This window comes from Streptacidiphilus jeojiensis (assembly GCF_042510965.1).
GTDB classification, from domain to species: Bacteria; Actinomycetota; Actinomycetes; order Streptomycetales; family Streptomycetaceae; genus Streptacidiphilus; species Streptacidiphilus jeojiensis.
In genome coordinates, this window is record NZ_JBEUKS010000002.1 from 684,635 (window position 1) to 700,271 (window position 15,637).

15 protein-coding genes are annotated in these 15,637 nt (G+C 71.5%); 2 read left to right on the forward strand and 13 right to left on the reverse strand.

Features of this window, described 5'->3' with window-relative positions:
• Positions 1-7: 7 nt before the first annotated feature.
• Complete coding sequence (locus ABUW04_RS08830) at positions 8-424, reverse strand: CoA-binding protein (RefSeq protein WP_380563861.1); 417 nt, start codon at positions 422-424, stop codon at positions 8-10.
• 95 nt (positions 425-519) lie between these two features.
• Positions 520-1,851, reverse strand: coding sequence for a UDP-glucose dehydrogenase family protein (locus ABUW04_RS08835; RefSeq protein WP_380563862.1), 1,332 nt, complete (start codon positions 1,849-1,851; stop codon positions 520-522).
• Positions 1,852-2,028: 177 nt separating this feature from the next.
• On the opposite strand from ABUW04_RS08835, the gene ABUW04_RS08840 reads away from it, so the two are divergent.
• On the forward strand, positions 2,029-3,204 hold the full coding sequence (locus ABUW04_RS08840; RefSeq protein ID WP_030264158.1) for an acyl-CoA dehydrogenase family protein: 1,176 nt from the start codon (positions 2,029-2,031) through the stop codon (positions 3,202-3,204).
• 94 nt (positions 3,205-3,298) lie between these two features.
• Here the strand turns inward: ABUW04_RS08840 and ABUW04_RS08845 are convergent, their stop codons facing one another.
• From ABUW04_RS08845 to ABUW04_RS08890, 10 genes are all read right to left on the reverse strand, one after another.
• Positions 3,299-3,658 (reverse strand): luciferase domain-containing protein, encoded by a 360-nt coding sequence (locus ABUW04_RS08845; RefSeq protein WP_030264156.1) that lies wholly within the window; start codon positions 3,656-3,658, stop codon positions 3,299-3,301.
• A 404-nt stretch (positions 3,659-4,062) separates the two neighbouring features.
• Positions 4,063-5,520, reverse strand: a complete 1,458-nt coding sequence (locus ABUW04_RS08850; RefSeq protein WP_030264147.1) for an aromatic amino acid ammonia-lyase — start codon at positions 5,518-5,520, stop codon at positions 4,063-4,065.
• Positions 5,517-6,872, reverse strand: coding sequence for an MFS transporter (locus ABUW04_RS08855; RefSeq protein WP_380563864.1), 1,356 nt, complete (start codon positions 6,870-6,872; stop codon positions 5,517-5,519). The genes ABUW04_RS08850 and ABUW04_RS08855 overlap by 4 nt, the downstream gene beginning before the upstream one ends.
• A 90-nt stretch (positions 6,873-6,962) precedes the next feature.
• Positions 6,963-8,111 (reverse strand): low temperature requirement protein A, encoded by a 1,149-nt coding sequence (locus tag ABUW04_RS08860; protein ID WP_380563866.1) that lies wholly within the window; start codon positions 8,109-8,111, stop codon positions 6,963-6,965.
• Between the two features lie 39 nt (positions 8,112-8,150).
• The gene (locus tag ABUW04_RS08865; RefSeq protein ID WP_030264139.1) at positions 8,151-8,474 is read right to left on the reverse strand and encodes a DMT family transporter; all 324 of its coding nucleotides are present in this window, start codon (positions 8,472-8,474) and stop codon (positions 8,151-8,153) included.
• A gap of 14 nt (positions 8,475-8,488) precedes the next feature.
• Positions 8,489-9,199, reverse strand: coding sequence for an HAD family hydrolase (locus ABUW04_RS08870; protein WP_232242723.1), 711 nt, complete (start codon positions 9,197-9,199; stop codon positions 8,489-8,491).
• Between the two features lie 97 nt (positions 9,200-9,296).
• Positions 9,297-10,424 (reverse strand): ABC transporter ATP-binding protein, encoded by a 1,128-nt coding sequence (locus ABUW04_RS08875; protein WP_380563867.1) that lies wholly within the window; start codon positions 10,422-10,424, stop codon positions 9,297-9,299.
• A gap of 34 nt (positions 10,425-10,458) precedes the next feature.
• Positions 10,459-11,364: an ABC transporter permease gene (locus tag ABUW04_RS08880; RefSeq protein WP_084715400.1), complete on the reverse strand. Its 906-nt coding sequence runs from the start codon at positions 11,362-11,364 to the stop codon at positions 10,459-10,461.
• Complete coding sequence (locus tag ABUW04_RS08885) at positions 11,352-12,269, reverse strand: ABC transporter permease (protein ID WP_051726443.1); 918 nt, start codon at positions 12,267-12,269, stop codon at positions 11,352-11,354. The genes ABUW04_RS08880 and ABUW04_RS08885 overlap by 13 nt, the downstream gene beginning before the upstream one ends.
• Positions 12,266-13,429 carry an ABC transporter substrate-binding protein gene (locus ABUW04_RS08890; protein WP_380563868.1) on the reverse strand — a complete coding sequence of 388 codons (1,164 nt, stop codon included), beginning with the start codon at positions 13,427-13,429 and terminating at the stop codon, positions 12,266-12,268. The genes ABUW04_RS08885 and ABUW04_RS08890 overlap by 4 nt, the downstream gene beginning before the upstream one ends.
• Before the next feature lie 264 nt (positions 13,430-13,693).
• Between ABUW04_RS08890 and ABUW04_RS08895 the strand changes: the two genes are divergently transcribed.
• Positions 13,694-14,431 carry a GntR family transcriptional regulator gene (locus ABUW04_RS08895; protein WP_030264123.1) on the forward strand — a complete coding sequence of 246 codons (738 nt, stop codon included), beginning with the start codon at positions 13,694-13,696 and terminating at the stop codon, positions 14,429-14,431.
• 7 nt (positions 14,432-14,438) lie between these two features.
• Here ABUW04_RS08895 and ABUW04_RS08900 read toward each other — a convergent pair whose 3' ends face one another.
• Positions 14,439-15,608 (reverse strand): LCP family protein, encoded by a 1,170-nt coding sequence (locus tag ABUW04_RS08900; RefSeq protein ID WP_380563870.1) that lies wholly within the window; start codon positions 15,606-15,608, stop codon positions 14,439-14,441.
• Positions 15,609-15,637: the final 29 nt, after the last annotated feature.

A 15,637-nucleotide genomic window follows, 5' to 3' on the forward strand; every position in this document is an offset into this window, starting at 1 on the left:
CCGTGCTTCAGTGGGACAGGCGGGGGATCTCGATCGCCGGGCAGCGGTTCATCACCATGGTCAGGCCTGCGTCGCGGGTGCGTCGGTAGGCGTCCTCGTCGATGACGTCCAGCTGGAACCAGACCGCCTTGGCGCCGATGGCCACCGCCTCGTCGGCGACGGCTCCGGCCAGGCTGCTGTTGACGAAGACGTCCACCACGTCCACCGGGAAGGGCACGGCGGAGAGCGAGGGGTAGCCCTGCTCGCCGTGCACCGTCTCGGCCGACGGGTGCACCGGCACCACCCGCTTGCCGTAGCGCTGCAGCACCCTGGCCACCCCGTAGGCGGCGCGTGCGGTGTTGTTGGAGAGCCCGACCACCGCCCAGGTGTCCCCGGTGCCCTCCAGGATCGCGCGGACGGTGGCGTCGTCGCCGTAGCTGCTCATCGGTGTGCTCCCTGGCCGTAGGCCCTCGGTCCCGCCGGTTCTCCCGGTCACTCGGGAGAACCGGCGGACCGGCGGCTGCATTCCGGGCCGGGGTTTCAGCTGGGGCGGCCCAGGGCGCGGTAGGTCCAGCCGGCGTCGCGCCACTGCTGCGGGTCGAGCACGTTGCGGCCGTCCAGGATCCGCGGTTCGGCGACGACCTCGGCGAGCTCGTCCGGGTCCATGGAGCGGAACTCCTGCCACTCGGTGAGGTGCAGCACCACATGGGCGCCGGTGACGGCCTCCAGCACCGACTCGGCGTAGTTCAGCGCGGGGAACATCTTCCGCGCGTTGTCCATCGCCTTGGGGTCGTAGACGGTGACCTGCGCGCCCTGCAGCTGGAGCTGTCCGGCCACGTTGAGCGCGGGGGAGTCGCGCACGTCGTCGGAGTCGGGCTTGAAGGCCGCGCCGAGGACCGCGATCCGGCGGCCGAGCAGCGCGCCGCCGCACTGCTCGCGGGCCAGCTCGACCATCCGGGAGCGGCGCCGCATGTTGATGGAGTCGACCTCGCGCAGGAAGGTCAGCGCCTGGTCGGCGCCCAGCTCCCCGGCCCTGGCCATGAAGGCGCGGATGTCCTTGGGCAGGCAGCCGCCGCCGAAGCCCAGGCCGGCGTTGAGGAACCGGCCGCCGATCCGGGTGTCGTGGGCGAGCGCCCCGGACAGCTGCACCACATCGGCGCCGGAGGCCTCGCAGACCTCGGCCATGGCGTTGATGAAGGAGATCTTGGTGGCCAGGAAGGAGTTGGCGGCGGTCTTCACCAGCTCGGCGGTGGGGAAGTCGGTGACGACCAGCGGGGTGCCCTTGTCGATCAGCGGCGCGTACAGCTCGCGCAGGGTGGCCTCGGCCTCGGCGCTGCGGACGCCGATGACCAGCCGGTCCGGGTTCAGCGTGTCGTCGACGGCGAAGCCCTCGCGCAGGAACTCGGGGTTCCAGGCGACCTCGGCGGCGGCGCCGGCCGGGGCGGACTCGGCCAGCCGGCGGGAGAGCCGGTCCGCGCTGCCGACCGGGACGGTGGACTTCCCGACCACCAGGGTCGGCCGCTTCAGGTGCGGAGCCAGCAGGTCGAAGGCGGACTCGACGTAGCTCATGTCGCAGGCGAACTCGCCGCGCCGCTGCGGGGTGTTGGTGCAGATGAAGTGGACGTCGCCGAAGTCGCCGACCTCCTCCCAGGAGGTCGTGAAGCGCAGGCGCCCGGTGGAGCCCTCCAGCCCGTGCAGATGCTTGCGCAGCAGCTCCTCCAGGCCCGGCTCGTACATCGGGACGTTCCCGGAGGCGAGCGCGGCCACCCGTTCGGGAAGGATGTCGAGCCCCAGGACCTCGAAGCCGAGCTCTGCCATGCAGGCTGCGTGGGTGGTCCCCAGGTAGCCGGTCCCGATGACGGTGATCTTCACGGCGCTGAACGTCCTTCCGCCGGATGGATTGTGTAGAGCAAGTAAGACGGGCCTGCGGATACTACCCGCGAAGTCTGAACGCTGTTGCGGAGGTCACGCAACGCACTGAACGCCGGAAGCTCTAGAATCTGGAGTGAGCAGATGTTACTTAACGGTAGATAACTTGGGGTGAGGCGCATGGCGTCCAATGGTTCGTCCAACGGGTCCGCGGACTTCGACCTGTTCCGGGTGTCCGAGGAGCACGAGATGCTCCGGGACGCGGTGCGTTCGCTCGCCGAGTCCAAGATCGCCCCGTTCGCCGCGGAGGTGGACGAGCAGGCCCGCTTCCCGCAGGAGGCGCTGGACGCGCTCACCGCCAACGACCTGCACGCGGTGCACGTCCCCGAGGAGTACGGCGGCGCCGGCGCCGACGCGCTGGCGACGGTCATCGTGATCGAGGAGGTGGCCCGGGTCTGTGCCTCGTCCTCGCTGATCCCGGCCGTCAACAAGCTGGGCTCGCTGCCGGTGATCCTCTCCGGCGACGAGGCGCTGAAGCAGAAGTACCTGGCCCCGCTGGCGGCCGGGCAGGGCATGTTCTCCTACTGCCTGTCCGAGCCGGACGCGGGCTCCGACGCGGCCGGGATGAAGACCCGCGCGGTGCGCGACGGCGACTTCTGGGTGCTCAACGGGGTCAAGCGGTGGATCACCAACGCCGGGGTGTCCGAGTTCTACACGGTGATGGCGGTCACCGACCCCGAGAAGCGCTCCAAGGGCATCTCCGCGTTCGTGGTGGAGAAGGGCGACGAGGGGGTGTCCTTCGGCGCGCCGGAGAAGAAGCTGGGCATCAAGGGCTCGCCGACCCGCGAGGTCTACCTGGACAACGTCCGCATCCCGGCCGACCGCATCATCGGCGCCGAGGGCACCGGCTTCGCCACCGCGATGAAGACCCTGGACCACACCCGGATCACCATCGCGGCGCAGGCGCTGGGGATCGCCCAGGGCGCGCTGGACTACGCGGCCGGCTACGTCAAGGAGCGCAAGCAGTTCGGCAAGGCGATCGCCGAGTTCCAGGGCATCCAGTTCATGCTCGCCGACATGGCCATGAAGCTGGAGGCGGCCCGCCAGCTCACCTACGCGGCCGCGGCCCGCTCCCAGCGCGGCGACGGGGACCTGACCTTCTTCGGCGCCGCGGCGAAGTGCTTCGCCTCGGACGCGGCGATGGAGATCACCACCGACGCGGTGCAGTTGCTGGGCGGCTACGGCTACACCCGGGACTATCCGCTGGAGCGGATGATGCGCGACGCCAAGATCACCCAGATCTACGAGGGCACCAACCAGGTCCAGCGCATCGTGATGGCCAGGAACCTGCCGTAACCATTCTTGAGGGGCGCGGGGAACTGCGGGGCCAACGCCCTACGAAGGTGCATGGTTGGCAGCGCAGTTCCCCGCGCCCCTGGAGACAAAGGACTCAGGCGGCGTGGATGATCTCGATGCGGCCCATGTTGCAGGGCTCGCTGGGGCCGCAGTCGGCCTTGAGGCACAGGCTCACCAGGGAGACCAGCAGGTCCCCGTCGGCGTCGCAGTCGAGGTGCACGGTGGCCCAGGCCGAACCCGGATGCAGCCGGAAGGCGGTGGAGCGCTCCAGCTCGTCGTGGATGCGCTCGATCACCGGGCGGGTGAGCAGCACGTCGGCATCCCGCTCGGTGTGCAGGTGCACGATCTCGCGGCCGTCCGCGAAGATCGCTGATCCGGTGCCGCAACTGGCCGGTGCGGTGCTGAGGTCGGGCCAGGTCGCTAGCTGCTCGACGGCACGACGCGTGGCGGTCATGCAGCCATCATCCCCTGGACGCCCGGGAATTCACCACCCTTCAGCAAAAGGTTCGTCCGAAGGTGCCGAACGGTGCCGAACGGCCCCGGCGGGCCGCTACGGGCGGGCGTCCCGCGGCGGGGGCTGAGGCTCGGTCCTGGCAGGGTCGGGGGCGGGGGGAGGCGCCGCGTCGTCCGCGCGGGGGCCCGGGCGCAGGCGGCCGAAACGCAGCATGCGGCCTACCAGCAGCCCCAGGAAAAGAGAGCCGACGAACCAGGCGCCGAGCACCACCAGAATCGTCCCGGTCGTTCCCACGGCATATCCCTACTTCTTCTGCGTAACGGGTCGCACCTGCTCGGTGACGGCCTTCCCCCATCATCGCTCCTCCGGGGTCCTCCGCCCCAACTCCGTTCGCCTGCAAGCTTTCACAGCAAGGGCCGGGCCAACAGCGCGGCTGCCGCCTCGACGTCGGGGGTCAGGTCCCGGTCGGCGGTGCCGGGGTCGAGGACGGCGCCGGCGTCGCGCTGGAAGCGGCCCAGCTCCGTCGCCGGGTCCAGGATCACCCCGTTCATCCGCAGCGCCCGGACCGCGGCGACCAGTTCGCAGGCGAGGACCAGCCGGAACAGGGCGACGCTGTCCAGCAGGTGCCGGGCGCCGCCGGCTGCGAAGCTGGCGTGCTCCTCGACGCCGCGCGACAGCACGGCGTGGCCCAGGGTCACCGGCTGGGCCAGGGTGCGCAGGTCGGCCAGGGCCGACTGGGCGGCGTACTCGGTGATCATGACGCCGCTGCTGCCGTCCTCGTCCTGGGCCAGGAAGGCCGGCAGGCCGGTGAAGACCGGCGAGACCAGCACCCCGACCCTGGCCGTGGACAGCTGGGCCGTCCCCAGCACGGCCAGCCGGAGCTGGTCGCCGGCCAGCGCCAACGAGGCCTGGTGGAAGCCGCCGTGGTGGTGGTAGTCGGCGGGCTCCAGGGAGAGCAGGGGGTTCTCCGAGGCGGCGTTGATCTCGATGGCGAGGACGGACTCCAGCGCGTCGGCGGCGTCCAGGGCCGCGCCGTGCACCTGCGGCAGGCAGCGGAAGCCGTACGGGTCCTGCACCAGCGGCGGTTCCCAGGGGAGCGGGTCGAGCAGGTCCCGCATCCGGGCGGACAGCCGGGTCGCCCCGGCGTGCGGGCGCAGCGCGTGCACCACCGAGGAGTAGGGCTCGGTGGAGCCGTGGACCACGGTGAGGGAGAGCGCCGCGATCAGCGGGACGGCGTCCAGCAGGGCGTTCAGGTCGTGGTGCGCCAGCGCCGCCTGACCGATGGTCAGGGCGCTGCTGGACATCAGCGGCAGCGCGTCCCAGAGGTCCAGGGCCAGCGGTTCGGGGGCGGGGCCGCTGCCCTCGCCCTTGCGCCAGGGGTGCTCCCCGGCCAGGGCCAGGCCGAGTTCGCCCAGCGCGGTCAGGTCCCCGGTGCCGATCGAGCCGTAGGTGTGCACCTCGGGGACGTGGCCGCTGCCGAGGGCCTCGGCGATCCGGTCCACCACGTCGGCGCTGATCGCCGAACCGGCCCGCAGCAGCTGGTTCAGCCGGACCGCCAGCATCGCCCGGGTCTGCTCGACCGGGACCAGCGGGCCGATGGCGCCGCTGTGGCTGCGCAGCAGCCGCATGCCCTGCTCGTCGGCGGCGGCCTCGCTGATGTCGGTGGTGCGGTTGGCGCCGACCCCGGTGGTGTACCCGTAGACGCGGCGGCGGGTGACCACCTCCTCGGCCGTCCGGCGGGCCTGGAGCATGCGGTCACGGGCGGCGGGGTCGATCCTGGCCCGGGCGGTCCGCCGGGCCAGGGCCACGATCTCGGCGGAGGTGAGCGAGGCGCCGTCGAGGGTGAGTATCGGGGCGTTCAAGGGTGGTGGATGCCTTCCTGGGTGGATGCGTGCTTGGTCTCGGGGGCCCAGGCGAGGCTCGCGAACAGGCCGAGCGCGAGCACGCCGGCGAGCCACACCATGGACCAGCCCACACCGAGGGCGCTGAGGCTCACCGGCAGCACGAAGGTACCGACTGCCGAGGCCACCCTGCTGGTGCCGTTCAGGAATCCGACGCCGGAGGCCCGCAGGGCGGTCGGGAACAGCTCGGGCGGATAGACCTGGGTGATGTTGGAGGCGCCCGACATCACGAAGGTGTAGAGCAGGAACGGGATCATCAGCAGCACCGCCGAGGCGTCGCTGAGCGCGGCCAGTGCCAGCAGCGAGGCGGTGAGCACCGCGAAGGAGCCGATGGTGAAGCTGCGCCGGCCCATCTTCTGCACGAACCACAGCCCGACCACGCCGCCGAGCAGCAGGAACAGGTTGAGCAGCAGGTTCTGCAGATCGGGGTCGGAGACCTGGAGGCCGGACAGGATCGTCGGCACGAAGGTGTAGATGGCGAAGTACGGCAGCACCAGGGCGCTGTAGAAGGCGACGCCGAACCAGGTGTTCCGGGCCTGCCCCGGCGCGAACAGCTGTCCGTAGCCATGGACCGGCGGGGCGGCCTCGTGCGGCAGGGTCTGTGCGGCGATGGCGGCGGCGTCGACGTCGAGCTCGGTCTTGAGGTAGCGCCGGCTGATGGCCTGCGCCTCGGCCACCCGGCCCCGGCTGACCAGCCAGCTCGGGGACTCCGGGGTGCCGATCCGGATCAGCAGCACCAGCAGCGCCGGCAGCGCGGCGCTGGCCAGCAGCCAGTGCGCCGAGGTGTCGCCCTCGGAGAGGTAGGTGCCGAGGATGTTGGCGGTGACGTAGCCGACCGTCCACAGCACGGTGAGCGAGCCGAGCAGCACCCCGCGCAGCCGGCGCGGGGCGAACTCGGAGAGCAGGGTGGGGCCGACGGCGTAGTCGGCGCCCAGCCCGAAGCCGATCAGCAGCCGCAGCGCGAACAGCACCGCGGGGTCGTGGCTCCACAGCTGCAGCGCGGAGGCGACGGTGATCAGGATGAAGTTGTAGAGGTACAGCTTCTGGCGGCCGATCAGATCGCCGACCCGGCCCAGCACGATGCTGCCGAAGAACAGCCCGATCAGCGCGGAGGAGCCGAGCAGGCCCTGCCACACCCCGGACAGCCGCATGGTGGTGGTGAGCGTCGGCAGCGCCGCGCCGATGATGCCGAGGGCGTATCCGTCGGAGAAGTTGGCGCCGAAGGTGGTGGCGGTGATCCGCAGGTGGAAGGCGCGCAGCGGTTCCCGGTCCGCTGCGGTGCCTTCGGGAGGGGCGGTGGGGCCGGCGGCCATGTACGTGCCTCCTGGTGGTGGCCGTGCGTGATAGCCCCTCATCCTGCATGAATGTCTACAGTCGATCAATGAGCGACTGCATGAATTTCATCATTCGGACCGGGTGATCCGGATCTGCTGCTCCCAGACGTTCAGGCCGACCACCAGCGCGGCGAGCAGGCCGAGGGTGGCCAGCGCGGGCAGCCGGGGCACGGCGGGGAGCAGCAGCAGGCAGATCCCGGCGGCGATCAGACGGGTCGTCGAGAGCCGCCGGAACATCCGCCAGCGGGTGTAGCCGAAGGTGGCGAGGTAGAGCGCGCAGCCGCCGACCAGCAGCGAGCCGCTGCCGGTGCCGAGCCGCAGGCCGGGGTGGGCCACCGACTCGGTGAGGCCGACGGCGACCGCGATGATCCCGGCTATCAGGCTGAGATGGGCGTACGACAGCACCTGCCGGACGATGTCGACCCGGACCGCGGCGACGGTCACGGCGTGCCGCATGGCGTCGGCGGCGTAGGCGAAGTAGACCCACCACAGTCCGCCGATGAGCACGAACGAGACGGCCACGGCGACCAGTTCGGCGGCGGTGAGGTGGGCCGCGGCGGCCAGCGGGGCGCCGACGGAGATGACCGTCTCGCCGAGCGCGAGCAGCAGGAACAGGGTGAACCGCTCGGGCAGATGGGCCGGGTGAACCTGAACCCCCAGCAGCCGGCTCCGGGCCAGCACCGGCGTGGCCAGGTCCAGCGCGGCCGCCACCGCCCACAGGGCGGTCCTCGCACCCCCGTGCAGGGCGCCGCCGATCACCATCATCGGCCCGGTGACCAGGGCGCCCATGCCGAACGGGCTGACCAGCTGGCCGCCGATGGCGGCCACCCGGCCGGCCAGCACCAGCCGCGCGGCCAGGTAGGAGCAGCCGAACAGCAGCCCGCGGGAGCCGTAGGCGTGGGGCACCGAGAGCGCCATGAACAGGCCGCAGAGGCCGACCGCGAAGATGGTGAGCCGGTCCACCGGGTTGTCGATGTCATGGGTGCTGGCCTGGACGCTGGTGCCGACCCAGGCCCAGTAGACCGGGACGAAGACGATCAGCGCGTGGCCGACGCCGGCCCAGCCGTGGTGGGCGTGCAGCAGCGCCGAGACCTGCGTGACGCACAGGGCGAAGACCAGGTCGAAGAAGAGCTCGGCGTTGGTGACGCGCTTCTCGGCGACCTGCGCCGCCGCTTCCGGGTGGTCGGCGTCCTCGAGTTCGGCCGTCTGCTCGGTCACGCGTCGATAGTGCCATGCCGTACCGGTGCTGATGGAACGTCAGTGCGACGCCCCGCCCAGGTTGAGCGCCACCACCCCGGCGATGATCAGGCCGATCCCGGCCAGCTTGAGGGCGTTGACCCCCTCGCCGAGGAAGGCGAAGCCGACCGCCGCGACCACCGCGGTGCCGGCTCCGGACCAGATCGCATAGGCGGTGCTCACCGGTATGTGCTTCAACGCCTGGGCCAGGAACACGAACGAGAGGCCGTAGCCGACCACCACCACCAGGCTGGGCAGCAGCCGGCTGAAGCCCTCCGAGTACTTCAGCGAGACCGTCGCGCAGATCTCACTGCCGATGGCGAGGGCGAGCAGCAGGTAGGGCATGGGTGGCGGGATCCTCACGGTCGACCGGGTCGCTCTTCCCCCGCGCTGACCAGGGCACGCAGCAGGGCAAGATCTACTTCCAGCAGGCTACCCACCACCAGGCGGCCCGGTGCCTGCTCGACCGGGGCGGTCGAGGGCACGGCGAGGACGGCGCAGCCGGCCGCCTCGGCCGAGGCGATGCCGGTGGGGGTGTCCTCGACCGCCACGCAGTGGGCGGGCGCCACGCCCAGCGCGGCCGCGGCGGCCAGGTAGGGGTCGGGGGCGGGCTTGGTGCGCGGGGTCTCCCCGGCGGCGAAGGAGACCGCGAAGCGGTGCCGGCCCAGTGAGTCCAGCACCACGTCGACGACATGCCGCGGCGAGGCGGAGACCAGGGCGGTGGTGACCCCGGAGGCCACCAGCGCGTCCAGCAGCGCCAGGGCGCCCGGCATCGGGACCACCTCGGCGGCGACCAGCACCGCGAACCGCTCCTCCAGCGCGTCGGCGAGCCGGTCCAGCGGGAGCGGCCGGGCGGCGTCCTCGGCGAGCAGCCGGCGGTGCAGGTGCTCGGCGGTGTCCTCGACCGCGCGGCCGAGGATGTGCGGTTGGTCCCGCTCGTCCAGGGCCAGGCCCAGTTGTTCCGCCTGCCTCCTCACCGCCTCCAGCCAGAGCTTCTCGGTGTCGACCAGGGTGCCGTCCATGTCGAAGAGGACGGCCTGGAGCTGGTCGGTGGCTTGGATCGGCGGCACGTGAGCTGCTCTCTGCAGGGGGTGGAATGCGGGCAGGCTGATGCTGCGGGGCCCCGGGGGAGCTCCGCAGTGGGCCGGTCGGGCCGGTCGGCCGGGGTCAGTCGGTGGCGCGGGCGTCCACCAGGACCGGGCGCTCGGGGAGCGAGACGGTGACCCCGCTGCCGGCCGGCAGGGCGGCGGCCTCGTGGGTGGACAGGTCGACCTTGATGCTCCGTCCGTCCGGGAGCTGGACACCGAGCCGGGTGACCGCGCCGAGGAAGGTGCTGCCGGTGATGACCGCGCCGCCGCCTCCCTTGGGGGTCAGCAGTACGTTCTCCGGGCGCACCAGCACCTCGACGTCCTGCTGCGCGGCGGTCCGCTCGCCGTCCACCGGCAGCCGCTGGCCCAGCACCTCGACGGTGCCCGGGTCCTCGCCGACGCGTCCGGGGATGCGGTTCATGGTGCCGACGAACTCGGCCACGAACGCGGTGGTCGGGCGGGCGTACAGCTCGGCCGGCGTGGCGCACTGCTCCAGCCGTCCGGCGTGCATCACCGCGACCCGGTCGGCCATCGACAGCGCCTCCTCCTGGTCGTGGGTGACGAAGAGGGTGGTGATCCCGAGCTCCTGCTGGAGCCGGCGGATCTCCTCACGCAGCGTCAGCCGGACCTTGGCGTCCAGCGCCGACAGCGGCTCGTCGAGCAGCAGCACCCGCGGGCGCAGGGCCAGGGCCCGCGCCAGCGCGATGCGCTGCTGCTGGCCGCCGGAGAGCTGGTGCGGGTAGCGGTCGCCGTACTGGGGCAGGCCGATCAGCTCCAGCAGCTCGTCCGCGCGCTTGCGGCGCTCGGCGCTGCCGACCCGCCTCATCTTCAGGCCGAAGGCCACGTTGTCGCGGGCGTTGAGGTGCGGGAACAGGCTGTAGGACTGGAACACCATGCCGGCGTCGCGGCGGTGCGCCGGTATGCCGGTGATGTCGCTGCCGTCGACCAGGACCGCGCCCGAGTCCGGGGTCTCGAAGCCGGCCACCATCCGCAGCGCGGTGGTCTTGCCGCAGCCGGACGGGCCCAGCAGGGCCAGCAGTTCGCCGGGGCGGACGGTCAGGTCCAGGCCGTCCAGGGCGGTGGTCGCGCCGAAGCTGCGGCGCAGGCTGCGGAACTCGACGGTGGCCCCGGCGCCGCTGTCGGCGGCGGCCGGTGGGACGGGATCGGTGAGGGACGGGGTGTCGGCTGTGGGGGCCGTCTCGGTCATCTGGGGCTCCCTGGAGCTTGTGGTCTTCATGGGGTCACTGGTTCGCGGGGGCGGCGGCGCCGCGGCGTCCGCCGCCGGCCGACAGGACGAGCAGCAGCAGCCAGGTGAGCACCAGGCTGACGATCGAGACGGCGACGGTCACCGGCCCCTGGCCGGCGGCGTTGCCGTTGACGATCCAGACGGCGAAGGGCACGAAGCCGAGGATCGAGGAGACGGTGAACTCCCCGAGCACCAGCGCCAGGGTGAGGAACGCGGTGTTCAGCAGTGCGCCGCGGAGGTTGGGCAGGATCACCGTGACGATGGCGCGGGTCCGCCCCGCCCCGTTGTTCTGCGCCGCCTCCAGCAGCGTGCGCACGTCCAGCGCGCGCATCCCGGCGTCCAGGGTGCGGTACGCCAGCGGCAGCGCCATCACCACGTAGGCGAGCAGCAGGATCACCGGGAAGCTGGGGTTCTGGATGTCGATCAGCAGTTGCTGGATGAAGGTGGTCTGGCCGGGGACCATGTTGTCGCTGCCCCAGCGGAGCACGCTGGTGATCCCTGCGGTGAGCGCGATCGAGGGGACGACCAGCGGCAGGGTGCAGACCAGCTCGACGAAGGTGCGCAGCCGGGGCCCGCCGAGCCGGACCGCGACGACCGCGGGGATCAGCAGCAGGTAGACCACGGCGATGGTGGCCACCGCGAGCTCCAGCGAGAGCCGCAGGGCCGGCCAGAGGCCGGCGACGCTGAAGATCTGGCTGTAGGCGCTGAGGCTGAAGCCCTTCACCGGGTCGTCGACGGTGAACAGGAAGGAGGCCAGGATCGGGACGGCGAAGTACAGCCCGAAGATCACCAGCACCGCGGCGCGGCCGAAGCGCGGCCGGCCGCGGCGGCGCGCGGATGCCTGCTCGCCGGGGGGCGGGTCGATGGACGCCGTGAGCGTCGCCGCAGTCATACCAGCCATCGGGCGCTCCTCCGTTGCAGGGGCAGGTACACGGCCATCACCAGCACCGCGATGACTACCATGTCCAGGCTCATGGCCAGGGCCACGTTGCCGGCGTCGGCGGCCACGTTGCCGTTGAGGGCGTTGGCGATCTGAAGGGTGATCAGCGGCACCGAGGCGCCGACCATCGCGGCCGCGGTGGCGTACGCGGCGAAGGCGGTGCCGAAGAGCAGCACGAAGCCGCCCAGCAGCGAGGGCGCGAGCACCGGCAGCGCCACATGGCGCCAGTACTGCCAGGTGGTCGCGCCGTTGTTCTGGGCCGCCTCGCGCCACTGCCGGCGCAGCCCGTCCAGCGAGGGCAGCACGCTGAGCACCATCAGCGGCACCAGGAAGTAGAGGTAGACCAGGTTGAGGCCCCAGAAGGTGTAGAGGCTCCAGCCCGCGTCCTTGAGGTGCAGGTGCGTGGTCAGCACCCCGGCGTTGCCCAGGGTGGCGATGAACGCGAAGGCCAGCGGGACCCCGCCGAAGTTGGCCAGCACCCCGGAGGCGCTGAGCACGGCGTGCCGCAGCGCCTGGAACCGGGAGGTGACCACGGCCTGGGCCAGCAGCAGCCCGCCGACGGTGCCGATCAGCGCCGACATCGCGGACAGCTTGACGCTGCCGATCAGCGCGGTCAGGTAGCCGCCCTGGAGCGAGGCGCTGAGGTTGCCCGAGGTGAAGGCGGAGGGCGTGCCGGGGGTGCTGGAGGTGTTGGTGGTGAACGCACCGTAGGCCATGGCGACGGCGGGGATGCCGAAGGCCACGGCGACGAAGAGCAGCAGCGGAACGACGGCGAGGCGCCCCGCCGCCGCCCGGCGCAGCAAGCTGCCCGGACGGCGGCGGGGCGCGACGGCCCCGTCGTTGGTGGCGGGGGCGGCGGTGCTCACCCGGAGATGGCCTTCGACCAGCCGGCGGCCAGGGCGGCCTTGGCCTTGGTGATCTGGTCCTGGGTCGGGAAGGTCGGGGTGCCGCTGACCGCGGGCAGCTTGGCGGCGGCGGCCGTGTCCAGGGTGCCGGCGGTCTTCATGGCGTCCATCTCGACCGGGCGGGCGAAGCCGCCGAGGAAGAGGTTCTGGCCCTCGGTGCTGTAGAGGTACTCCTCCCACAGCCGGGCGGCGGCCGGGTGCGGCGCCCACTTGTTGATGGCCTGGTTGTAGTAGTTGGCGTACAGGCCGTCGGTCGGGACGTTGACCTGCCAGTTGATGCCCTTGGACTTGAACTCGGCGGCGTAGCCGGCGTTGAGGTAGTCCCAGTCGATGGTGATCGGGGTCTCGCCGGACTCGACGGTGCTCTGCTTGGCCTGCACCGGGTTGAAGTTGCCGGCCTTCTTCAGCTTGTTGAAGAAGTCCAGGCCGGGCTGGATGTTGTCGAAGCTGCCGCCGTTGGCCAGGGCCGCCGCGTAGACGCCGGCGAAGGCCGCACCGGCCTGGGTCGGGTCGCCGTTCAGTGCGACCATGCCCTTGTACTCGGGCTTGAGCAGGTCGGCGAAGGTCTTGGGGCAGTCCTTGACCTTGGTCTCGTTGCAGCCGATGGAGACGTAGCCGCCGTAGTCGAAGGTCCAGGAGCCGTCGGTGGCGGCCTGGCCGGTCGGGATGGAGGAGAAGGTGGCGACCTTGTACGGGGCGAACAGGCCCTGCTGGGCGCCGCTGAGGGCGAAGGCGCCGCCGAGGTCCAGCACGTCGGGCGCGCGGCCCTGGCCCTTGCGGGTGGTGACGGCGTTGATCTCGTCCTGGCTGGAACCCTCGGGGTTCTCGTCGTTGATCTTGATGCCGTACTTCTTGGTGAAGCCGTCCATGATCGCGCCGTAGTTGGCCCAGTCACGAGGAAGGGTGATCGCGTTCAGCGTCCCCTCCTTCTTGGCGGCCGCGACCAGGGCGTCCATGCCCCCGAGGTCGGCCGCGGAGGTCGCGGTGGCAGCGCTCTTGGTACCGGCCGTGGAACCGGCTGCAGCGGTCTTGGAGGTCGAGGAACCACAGGCGTTGACAGCGAGCGCTGCGGCCACCAGGACGCCGGTGAGGGCGGCGGCCCGGGTACGGGAGGGGGTCACGAGGTCTCCTGACGAGGCGTCTGAAAGGCGAGACTTGTTTGGACAAGCTGGTGACAGTACGCCCGAGGATGATGACCGCATGGTTAACACGACGTAGACACTTGCGCTCCTCTGGCTGTCGTTATCCCGCCTGCCGGACCGGTGTTTCACGTCCCGTGCAGGTAACGGTACGATCACGCAGTCGGCCGCCCCAGGGCGGCGCTGGCGCCCCTCCGGTGACAGCACTGTGCACAATCCAACCGCACTGAAATGGAGGTTCACACGGTGGCAGCACGCCACGAGGAGATCGCCGAGGAGCTCCGCCGCGCGATAGACCGCGGCGAGTACCCCGTCGGCGGGACCCTTCCCACCGAGAGTGACCTCGCCGCCCGCTACGAGGTGTCCCGGGGCACGGTCCGCCAGGCCGTCGCCGCACTGACCTCCGAGGGCCGCATCGGCTCCCGGCAGGGGGCCCGCCGGGTGGTCCTCGGCAACCGGCGCAGCCAGAGCTTCGCCGAGCTGCGCAGCTTCGCCCAGTGGGCCAGGGCGATGGGGCGCACCGCCACCGGGCGGGTGATCGAGCAGTACCGCCGCCCGGCCACCGCCGAGGACGTGGAGCGGCTGCTGATCCCGCCGGGCTCGGACGTGCTCCAGGTGCTCCGGGTGCGCGGTCTGGACGGCGAACCGGTGCTGGTCGAGCGCAACGCCTACCCGATCTGGGTGGCCGAGGCGGTGGAGCGGCTGCCCGCGGACTGCGAGTCCGTGGTCCAGGCCCTCTACGACGACATCGGCATCATCTTCGCCTACGGCGAGCACACCATCGACGCCGTCGCCGCCGGCACCCAGGACGCCGAGCTGCTGGGCATCCGCCGGGGCGGACCGCTGCTGCGGATCCGCCGCACCACCACCACCCATGCCGGGCGGCCGATCGAGTGGTCCGACGACCGCTACCGGCAGGGCTCGGTCAGCTTCGCCGTGGCCAACTCCATCGGCTCCAACCCGCTGGCCCGGCACGTGGGTTGACGCACGGTCAACTACCGGTCGTGCCGGACGGGTTGGTCTTGGCGGTGACCGGCCGGTCGTTCTGGATCTCGTCGAAGAGGGTCGCCGAACCGCTGGACGACCACAGCACCGCCGAGGCCCCGCTGGGGGTGGTGTAGTCCTGGGTGGCCAGCGGCACCGTCACGGTCTTCCCGCCCGAACCGCTGACCTGGTACATCTGCCGGCCGAACTGGGCCAGCGTCCACATCCCGGTGCCCTGGTCCACGGTCAGCGAGTCCAGGGCGGCGTTCAGGAACGGGTAGAGCGTGAACGGGTTCAGCCAGGTGCCCGGTCTGACCACCTGCTTGGCCATGGCCTGCAGGAACTGCTGCTGGTTCTGGATCCGGCTGAGGTCCGAGTCCGGCAGCGAGTAGCGGGTGCGCACCAGCTGCAGCGACTGGGTGCCGTTCAGGGTCTGGCAGCCCGCCTTGAGGTCGGCGCCCGACCGGGAGTCCACCACCGGCGCCGACAGGCAGATCGGCACCCCGCCCAGCGCGTTCACGATGTTCACCACCCCGGTGAAGCCGACCTCGGTGTAGTGGTCCAGGTGGATGCCGGTGGTCGTCTCCACGGTCTTCACCAGCAGCTGCGGACCGCCGGAGGCGAAGGCGGCGTTGATCTTGTCCTTGTGCGCGGCGTGCGCGGTCCCGCCGCTGTCCGTGTACGCGGGGATGGTGACGTAGGAGTCGCGCGGGATGCTCATCAGCACCGGGCCGTTGGAACCCTTGTGCAGCACCATGATGGTGTCGGTGTTGACCCCGGTGTCGGAGCCCACGTGCAGCTCCTGCTGCTGCTGCTTGGTCAGCCCGGCCCGGCTGTCCGAACCGACGATCAGCCAGTTGGTGCCGGGGCCGTTCGCCGGGCGCCCGCTGTAGTCGGTGATCGCGGCCACCTTGGTGAGCCTGCCGTCGGCCCAGATCCAGGTGCCGGCCACGACCAGCAGCACCAGCACCACCAGCACTCCGAGCGCCAGCAGCAGGGTCTTCGAGCGGCTGCGCCGCCGCTTCGGCCCGCCCGCGGCCTTCCGCCGGCCCCGCCTCCCGGCCCGGTAGGCGCCGCCGGCCGAGGGGTCGGCCTGCTCCTTGGGCACCCCGCCGAGTCTGGCGGCCTGCGCGCGCGGCGACAGCTCGGGCGGCAGGGGGTCCTCGGGGCTGGTCATGATCCGATCATCGGCCCCGGCCGGACGAA